Annotated in this window: 2 protein-coding genes; one reads left to right on the plus strand and one right to left on the minus strand. The window is 38.5% G+C overall.

Annotation, left to right across the window (positions count from 1 at the left end; translation table 11 throughout):
- On the plus strand, positions 1 to 476 hold a 476-nt coding region (locus tag SD31_RS13175), incomplete at its 5' end, for a tyrosine-type recombinase/integrase (protein WP_039054470.1).
- 262 nt (positions 477 to 738) lie between these two features.
- On the opposite strand, the gene SD31_RS13180 is transcribed toward SD31_RS13175, so the two are convergent.
- Positions 739 to 1,557: a hypothetical protein gene (locus SD31_RS13180; RefSeq protein WP_156138366.1), complete on the minus strand. Its 819-nt coding sequence runs from the start codon at positions 1,555 to 1,557 to the stop codon at positions 739 to 741.
- Between the last annotated feature and the right edge of the window lie 281 nt (positions 1,558 to 1,838).

Here is a 1,838-nt window from a genome sequence, read left to right on the forward strand (position 1 = left end):
AGCATTTGCTGATGCTGCATCTGTGCTACGGAATGGGGCTGCGAGTAAGTGAGATTGTCAATCTGAAATTGAGCGACATCGACAGTGGACGGATGCAGGTACTCATCGAAGCGGGTAAAGGAAAGAAAGATCGGTATGTACCACTACCGTCTGCAGTGCTGGATTTGCTGCGGGAATATTATAAAGCATACCAGCCCAAAACTTACCTTTTTGAAGGTCGGTACGGTGGGCGGTATTCCGTCCGCAGTGTACAGGCGGTGTTCAAGAATGCAATGAAAGCGGCAAAGGTAAACAAGCCGATAGGGATACACGGTTTGCGGCATAGCTACGCCACACATTTACTGGAATACGGCACGGACATGTCATTCATACAGCAGCTACTTGGTCACAATGACATTAAGACCACGATGCTGTATGCAAAGGTCAGCAATGCGCAACTGAATTCTATCAAAAGTCCGTTGGATAGGATTTTGTAGCTACAGCTTCAAAGATGACCACAATGGGATTTATTACTTCAAAAGCAGAAAACCCTTCATACCGACTGCTCTGTAGGCACAGTTCAGAGCTGTGAGAAACGTGGGGGTCTTTATGTTTAGACACTCTAACGGTTTGGCGCTTGGCGCAGTGGCGGATTTCGTTGCACTTCACTGTCAATACACCACAAAAGTTGATGCGAGGTAGAATGTTCAATTAACCACTTCACCCGCCATTGAGCCAAACGCCTGTTAGCACCAGTTTTTATAGTTTATTTCGGTTAAACACTTTTAATAAAATGTAGTCGTTATCAAAATCGTCAACGGTCAATTTGTTTTTAACATTACAACCCGATTCCTTATATTTTACTGGAGGATTACTAAATCTGTCTGTGCTTCTATAAAAGCAATTTTGATTCTTAACCACAACAAAAATAGCATTGTTATCAAGGTCGTTCTGTGTTATTTGGAGTCCACAAGAAAAGGAAATTGTCTTGGTATGTGAAAAGTCATTACCATAGTCAGCATAGTTCCCTAAATATGAGCCGTAATCTTTCCACCTAACAAATTCATATCCCATTGTTCCTAGGAGTCTTAATTCTCCATTTTCCGCTTTATAAACAGAAATTGGTGGCAAATTTGGGTCTTTGTTGTCTGCACTTATGGCAACTTTTGCATTAATGTAGATATTCCCCCTTTCTGCTTTTCTTAGTCTGTATTCACTACCATAATCGTCAAAATTCCATTGTGAAACTGAATTGATGCTTGTAAACTTCAAACTCACTTCTCCAACTTTTGTGGTTGATGTTTCTTTTAATGCTTTAAAACCAAGAAGTCTCTTTTTTTCTGCTTCTTCTTTTTTTTTACGTTCGGATTCTTCAATTTCTTTCAGGATTTGTGATGCTTTTTTTGCTTCATCAGTGCCAGAAAATTTTTCAATGAGAGTTCTCAATTCACTTTTGGCTTGTTCAACATTATTTTCTTCACGCAATTTGAGGGCGGTTGTCAATCTCATTTGAGGCGTGTTACTCAAATCTTCTACTGTTCTTTTTACATTCGTCAAGTTCAGTTTTGAGTTTATCATAATCTTCTTTCTTGACGCTATTGTTGTCGTTGCAACTCATCAATATGGTTAATGTCAGGATTGTAAAAATTACTTTTTTCATTTTCTATGTCGTTTTAAAATTGGTGCTAACTCTCAAATATACGCAATAACCTTCTATATGCAAGGGTTCCAAGTGTCCTTCTATTAACCTCCATAAATAGTTGTTCTTAAGTATCTTGCTTGGGTGTTATCTGATTTTATCCATTGCGCATTTTGTATAACTTTCTTTAGATTTTCTTTATTAGGTTAATAACTAAATG

The organism is Sphingobacterium sp. T2 (assembly GCF_000814685.1).
Lineage (GTDB): Bacteria > Bacteroidota > Bacteroidia > Sphingobacteriales > Sphingobacteriaceae > Sphingobacterium > Sphingobacterium thermophilum.

Coding starts and splice junctions, on each gene's coding strand:
- SD31_RS13180 (WP_156138366.1), bottom strand. CDS start 1,557: ATGATAAACTCAAAACTGAACTTGACGAATGTAAAAAGAACAGTAGAA.